Origin of the sequence: Hyella patelloides LEGE 07179 (assembly GCF_900659865.1) — a bacterium.
In the GTDB taxonomy this organism is placed as follows: Bacteria; Cyanobacteriota; Cyanobacteriia; order Cyanobacteriales; family Xenococcaceae; genus Hyella; species Hyella patelloides.
The window spans coordinates 1,771-9,335 of record NZ_LR214044.1; the positions used below are offsets into that span (position 1 = coordinate 1,771).

Annotated in this window: 4 protein-coding genes; 1 reads left to right on the plus strand and 3 read right to left on the minus strand. The window is 39.4% G+C overall.

Annotation, left to right across the window (positions count from 1 at the left end; all coding sequences use genetic code 11):
- Window positions 1-4: 4 nt before the first annotated feature.
- Entirely contained in the window at window positions 5-160 is a 156-nt protein-coding gene (locus H1P_RS36625; protein WP_186376180.1) for a hypothetical protein, read from the minus strand.
- Window positions 161-392: 232 nt separating this feature from the next.
- Entirely contained in the window at window positions 393-2,750 is a 2,358-nt protein-coding gene (locus tag H1P_RS27730) for a bifunctional serine/threonine-protein kinase/ABC transporter substrate-binding protein (RefSeq protein WP_144873832.1), read from the minus strand.
- A gap of 1,078 nt (window positions 2,751-3,828) precedes the next feature.
- On the opposite strand from H1P_RS27730, the gene H1P_RS27735 reads away from it, so the two are divergent.
- A complete protein-coding gene (locus H1P_RS27735; protein ID WP_144873834.1) occupies window positions 3,829-4,035 on the plus strand; it encodes a hypothetical protein in 207 nt (68 codons plus the stop codon).
- A gap of 87 nt (window positions 4,036-4,122) precedes the next feature.
- On the opposite strand, the gene H1P_RS27740 is transcribed toward H1P_RS27735, so the two are convergent.
- The coding region (locus tag H1P_RS27740; protein ID WP_144873836.1) for a WD40 repeat domain-containing protein at window positions 4,123-7,565 on the minus strand (3,443 nt) is incomplete at its 5' end.

Genomic DNA, 7,565 nt, shown 5'->3' on the forward strand with positions numbered 1-7,565 from the left:
CTAGTTAAGCTGCTTTATCTGTTTCTTCAGTAGACTTTTTGAGATATTTATATTTTTGAGAAAATTGTACGACAGACTCATTATCTTTATCAATAAGTTGGCGTAATTTATACTGCTTATCAACAATGCTTAATCTGTTTATACGATTGTTAATGTTCATATTTTTTGTAAGTACACTCATCTATGGTCATAAGTATAAAATACGAAAAGTGACATTTTTGTGACTAAATAATGTTGAAAATTCTATCTAGATAAAAATCCGAAAAAAATACCAATTTTAAGCTAGATTATCTAGATTTATGGGAGTTTGGTAGCCGAAAATTTAGTAGATTTGTACAATTAATTTCAGCTAATCAAGAACATGGGCTAGATCTAGCCTTAATCAGAGAATTTCAGTCCGCAATTGGATCAAAGCCATATCCAGTTTTTGATTCTCTATCCTTAATAATTTCTACCAGTTGAATTTTTGCTTGAGCGCGATTGCCAGAAGAAAGGAAACTAACAGGATTAGAAGCACCAGAGGCAGAAAAATCTGACTTAGAAAGAACCTGTTGCATTCCTATTCGGTTAGGATTACTCTGTAGCGACAATGCTTGTATTAAAGCTTGTGTGGCATCGTAAGCCATGGCACTTATCCAGTTTACTTCTGCCCCCCAAAGCCTTTTAGATTTGAGGCTAAATTTTGAATCGGGGTCGGCATCAATGTGCCAAAAAGCTCCTATCACCATATCAAGGACATTTTCAGCACCAAATTCTAAAGTCTTAGGTGAATACATCACATCTCCTCCTAAGAGCTTTAACCTTTGTTTGCTTATTTGAGCGACTTTTATTCCCAGTCTTATTTGAACAGCATTGTCAGGCATTAACATCATTACTTCTGCTTCTCTATCAATTGCCTTAGCAACTTCATGATTGACATTAAAATTGTCAATAGACCAATCAGACTGCATAACAACTTGTCCCCCCAAAAAATTAACAGCCCTAACAAATTCTTTTCTCAGAGACATACTGTATTTGCTATTGGGATCGTAGAAAATTGCTACTTTATTTTTTTCCCATTTTGTTAACATATGGTGGGCTAGTGCTTGCGCTGTTAATTTATCACTAGGGGAAGTGCGAAAAACATAATCGCTAAAATTCTCGATCTCAGTAGAAGAACTCAGAGCAATGGCTACAAGTTGGTTATCTTCGTAGGTTTTTCCTGTTGCCAAAGTTCTACTACTATAGTAATGACCTACTACACCTAAAACTTCCTTATTTTGTCCCAATTCTGAAGCAATATTTTTAGCCATTTCTAGGTCATCACCATCATTGGCTATCACCACCCTAAGGGGTATGCCATTAATTCCACCAGCTTGATTGATCTCATCTTGAGCTTGAGCAACTCCCCGCAACATTGCCTCTGCTGCCTCCAAGTCAAGACTAATCGGTACCGCCACTGCTATGGTGTAGGTTTTTTGATTTTGAACTTGGCTTCGGGCATTATTCCGATAAATCCTTGTCTCTGGAGCGTTACGGTATTGTTGAAGAGCTTGTTCAAAAAAATTAACAGCCAATAGATAATCACCAGTTTCCATTGCTTTAATACCTTGTTGCTTTGCTAATTGGAATGCTTGATACTTTCCAGTTTGCTCGGTTTCCTTTGGTTTGATTAAAGCTGTTGTACCAGAACTAATAAAAGTTGTATTGGGATTAATATCGACTTCTGAAGAAACTGAAAGTTGTTCAGAAACTTGTGTTTCTTGGCTTTTTTCCGTCAAAAACCAGGAAATTAAGCCAAATAAGGTGATTATTAAGGCGAGCGGTAATGTTATAAATAGCTTTCTTTTAGCTGCATCCCAAGCAGTGGAAAAATGGGTAAAATGATTTACTCCCAACTTTAATGATGTTATTTTCTGTTCTATATAGGGTGTTTTGTCTACTAACGGTGTATTTTTCTCCAGTTCTTGTAAAACTTCTTGACTTGACTGATAACGGTCACCAAAGTGATGGCGTACCATTTTAGAAAGGATCGAAGCTAGACCGTCACTTAGATCCCTTGCCCAAGGTTGCCAAATAATTTCTCCTGTTTCAGAATCTTCTGGAAATTGATTAATATTTAGCCCAGTTGCTGATTGAATTGCAATCATACCTAAAGCATAAAGATCGCTATTGTAGCGGGGACTTCCTCTACCTTGTTCCGTAGGCATATAACCTCTAGTTCCCACAACAACAGTTCCCATAATTTGACTTTCGTAACCTCGAATTTGCTTAACCGAACCAAAATCGACTAAAGCTAATCTTTTATCTTCATATCGTCGGATTATATTATCTGGTTTTACATCTCGATGAATAACTTGATTTTCGTGGACGAAGTCCAAAATTTCCAAGACTTCAACCAGCATTTGGCATATTTGTTTTTCCGACCAAGGTTCACCTAATTTAAGTTCATCACGAAGAGTATCTCCTTTAATTAGCTCTTGAACTAGGTAAAACTCGCCATCTTTTTCAAAATAAGCTAATAATCTGGGAATTTGCGGATGTTCTCCCAGTTTTTCCAGAGTTTCTGCTTCAGTTCGGAACAAGCGTCTAACATCATCCAACATTCCAGAATTACTAATATCTGGCTTGAGTTGTTTAACAAAACACTTAGGACAACTTGGTCGACGAGTATCTTCAGCTAAATATGTATACCCAAATCCACCTTCAGCTAAATGACTAACTATTCTGTAGCGTCCATCTAGTAAATTGTTTGGTTGTAAGACTGCCATAATTAATTTTGAGATAAGATGACGGGAGGGAATGCGATCGCAGTTAAGAAGCTGTCTTACAGCAGTACATGCGGACGACGCGTCCTAAAGGATACCGCTCTGCATAAAGCTAATCCTTTAGGGCTTTAGTGCAAGTCCTTTGTCTAGGTCGGGAAACTCTCCTACAAGGTTGTTGCGCTATTCCATTTATCCAAGAGATGGGGACTTTTGTGTTGACCGAGAGAACTCTTAAAACACAAGCCTCCGCGATTTATCCGTGAGGTTAGCGTGGGACAGCGCCGATCGGGTTCGAGGAAACCTCGAAACACAGCCCCTCGATTTTATTTTATTTCCTATTTATTTTGTGGTATTGTTTTTGTAATGCAAAGAATCAGAATTGTATGGTTGTAACTTCCAATCATATCCTTACAAGGAAATAACATACACCAAACTAAAATAATAAAAACAATAAAACTAAAAGTATCTAATTAGCCATCAAGCCAAGTAAACATCGCAACAGGTTGTCAATGCTTGCATTTTATTTAGTAGTTAGAGTTCATGGGAACCTCCTAAGTAGCTCATAATCTCTTGGTGAGAATACCCACAAATTAGCACGAAGAAAGCTTGCTTTCAGAGGATGCGTATTTATGGGGAGTATATCAATGAAAAACTGCCAAAGTGGTAGAGTCGCAATACTTCTCTATTAAAGATAATTATTAGTCTTTAACGATTAGGCTTCATAATATACTCATCATCAAAAAAGTCAATGGATGGCATGATACAGAAACAGCCTCAAAAATACTGTCAGTGATTTTCATGGCTCGCCACAAAATTTCGTGGCGATTGTTTCAGCTTTGTCTTGATGCAACAGCGATTATGGGAAACCCCTAAGACCCCTAAAGGACTAGCTTCCCTAAAGGACTCGCGCGCTGCATTGCTTTCTCATCAAAGAGGTGAAGTTTTGGGACTTCTTCGTGATGGAAAACAACAAGGAGAGTGAGGTTCATGTAGTGCGATAGTTGATAGAATTATTATACATATCTGGAGCAGTGTTCACAATAAATACTTTGCACTGTCATAAGCATTTGAGGTTGCGGACTTGCGAATCTCACGCTCAAATTACGCCCTCAGAAACCACAGGCTACTAACCATTGGGAAACCAACTCAGTCTTGGAGTTACCTAACGCTCACCCAGCAAAAATTGTGGGCAATTATCGCTGTTCTTGTGGATTTCAAACTCACAGAGAAAGCAATTAGCGATCGCTATAAAGGAAAAAACGATCGACCAGTTATCAGGATTCAATGAATAATTAAATTATTTGTGCAAGCAATTCGATCCCAAATCCTGTTGATACAGTAAAATTTAAAAGTTATGTGAAGGCAGAGAATGCTGTTAAGCCATTCCACAAACGCTTTCAGCACCAGGATAACTGTGGAGATAATTATTTATCCAGCTACAGCCTCTTTGAACCAACACATCTAAATTATTGATATCGGTTAAATCCCAGATGATAGCGGTATTATCATAGCTAGCAGAAGCTAGAGAAAGGTCGTCGGGGCTAAAACTAACACTATGAACCCAATTACCATGACCTCTTAGAGTAGCAATTAAAGAGCCGTCTAAATGCCATAGTTTAACGCTACTATCTCTACTGGAAGAAGCAAGGGTTTGACCGTCATGACTAAAAGCGACACCTAAAACTTTATCGGTATGTCCCACAATGGTATTGAGTAATTTTCCCTTGGTATTCCACAGCTTAACAGTTTGATCGTGACTAGCTGAGGCAATCACTTTACTATCGGGGCTAAAAGTAACTGCGTGTACCCAATTACTATGACCTGTTAGGGTTGTTAATAGTTTACCGCGATCGCTCCATAGTTTAACGGTACGGTCATGACTGGCAGAAGCAATCATTTTACCATCAGGGCTAAAGCTAACCCCATGTACGACATCTTCGTGTCCAGTGAGAGTTTTAATTAATGTGCCATCTAACCGCCAGAGTTTAATTGTTCGATCGCTACTAGCTGAAGCAATGGTTGTACCATCAGGACTAATACTAGCCATGTAAACTTTATCGGTATGTCCTTTGAAGGTGTTGAGTAATGTACCGTCTGTTTTCCACAATTTCACTGTTTTATCCCAACTAGCAGTTGCGATGATGTTACCGTCAGGACTAAAGCTAAGACCATGCACTGCACCAGTATGACCGACAAGGGTTTTTAACAGTGTACCGTCTCTATTCCAAAGTTTTACCGTGTTATCACCGCTAGCAGTAGCTATCATGCTGTTATCTGGACTAAATACAGCAGTGTAAACAGCATCATCGTGTAGCTGTAGGGTTTTGAATAATTGACTGTCCAACTGCCATAGTTTTATTGTACTATCAGCAGAAGCAGAGGCAATGGTGTGACCATCGGGACTTAAAGCTAATCCTAATACACCATCTGTGTGACCAGTAAAAGTTTTACGTAAGCTGTAATCGGAGTTCCAAAGTTTGACAGTGGTATCTCCACCAACAGAGACAATAGTGTGACCATCAGGAGTAAAACGGATATCATGGATTACATTTTCTTCTGACATAGTGTGGAGTAAAGTACCGTCCAGATTCCAAAACTTCATCGTGCCATCTTCACTAGAAGCTGCTAGAGTTTGACCATCTGGGCTAAAGGTAACGCTGATTACTGCCCTTTGATAACCAGAAATAGTTTGTAATAACTCACCGCTAGTATTCCATAGCTTAACTGTGCTATCTTCTCCTGCGGTGGCTAGCATTTTGCCATCGGGACTGTAGGTAACGGCTAATAAACTACTGCTATCAATATCGATGATTCGTTGCAGTTTACCCTGTCGATTCCACAGTTTGATCTGACCATCTTCTCCTGCGGTGGCTAGCATTTTGCCATCAGGACTAAAATTCATCCCAAACATTTGACCTTTATAAGCAGTTATGGTGTCAAATAATTTTCCGTTGGGTTTCCATAGCTTAACTGTGCCATCTTTTCCCGCAGTGGCTAATGTCTTGCCATCGGGACTAAAAGCAACTCGATTAATTTGTTGCTGTTGGGTATCAATTGATGTTTGTAAACTACCATCTTGATGCCAAATAGAGAGTTTACTATTGCTGCTACCAGAAGCAAATATGTTGCCGTCTGGGCTAAAACTAACGCTGCGGATTTTGCCTTCTCCTACCACGATCCGATTGCGCTCTCTCACTCCATAAACTGTCTCTTGGAGGGCTTTAATAACAGATTGTTGTACTTCGGGATTTTGTTTTACCCAAGCGGTTTTTTCAATTTTATCCGCAGCTTTTAAGCTTTCAAGTAAACCATCGAATCCCCGCGCAGAGGCGCAGAGTAATTTGGCATACTTACTAATAGCTAAAATTTCATTGCTTGCCGAACTTTTCCATTGCCAACACGCAATTCCACTGAGGAAAATGGCTAATACTAAACCAACAATTAAACTAGAAAGGGTTATTTTGCGTCGGCGTTTTTCTCGATCTTTTTCTCCTTGCTGAAGTTGTATACTTCTGTAGATAAAATCTCGATCGCTATTACTTAAGTCTTCTTCTCTCTGTTGTAGCCAGTATTGGGCATCTGCTAAGGGTTTTCCCCGTAATAAAGCCCCGCGATCGCAATTACTATTCTCCCAAGCTGCGAACGCTCTTCTGAGGCTTTGTTGCCAACGACGGAAATCTTCATCGGCTTTGAGCCAATGTTTGAACCTTCCCCAACTATTAATCAGGGCTTCGTGGACAATTTCCACGGTTTCTTGATTGGTAACGGGGTTGCAATTAGTCATTACCAAACGAGCATCGGCAAGATAAGATACTAAATCCCAATTTTCAGGACGAACTTCGTCTTTAGTGGCTATACGGCGGGTAATTTCGTTTTCTTCGCATAACTGTACCAGTTGAGTCAATATTTTGGGCATTTTTGACCGACTAAAGCGATCTAATTGAGAATATACCGCTTCTGCATGATTAGCCAGGGCGCGCTCCACTTCACCAAGTTCATTATATGCCTGATGAGTTAACCAACCATTTTGTTGTTGTGACCATAACTGAGTTAGGGTAAATTCTAACAGGGGTAAACGTCCCGATTTTCGATTAACACTATCGATTAATTTATCGATTAAGCCTTTTTCTAAGTCGATCTCCATTTTGTTAGCAGGAATAGCGATCGCTCGTTGTAATTCTTGCCGATTCATAGCACTGAGGTTAAAAACCGCATTTTGCAATAGATCGCTTAAAGGGCGGTAAGCTAAAGCTTGACCATAAAAGTCTGCTCGCAGGGTAATCACTAAAGTAAAGGCGGGAGCGTTATTAACTGCAAAAATTAAACTTTGTAAACAAGCTTGACGCTCTGCTACTGAAGCAAGAGTATAAAATTCTTCAAACTGATCCACAATTAGCAGTAAGCGTCTGGAAGATTGTCTATTTTGTTGTGGTGCAGTAATGGCAGTTGAACCATTTTGTTGATTAACCAATGGTGTGTCTTGTTCTTCAGAATAGACTCTCTTAAAACTATATTTGTCAGAATAGACTTTCTCAAAACTATATTTGACTGAAGCATTAGCAACAATACTTTCGATTAACTCTGATAATGCAAAGGGGGTTTTGCGGAAATGACTTTCTTCGATCTGACACAACTGAGTCTGATTAAAAGCAGTTACCATTGCAGATATCGGATTATTCCCTGGGCGAAAAGTCACAATTTGCCAATCAGCGTTCTTAGCACGACGTAATTGGGGTACTAACCCTGCAAACACAACCGAAGATTTACCGCTTCCAGAAGCTCCCACAATTGCCACAAAAGGATTTTGCTCTGTCTTTA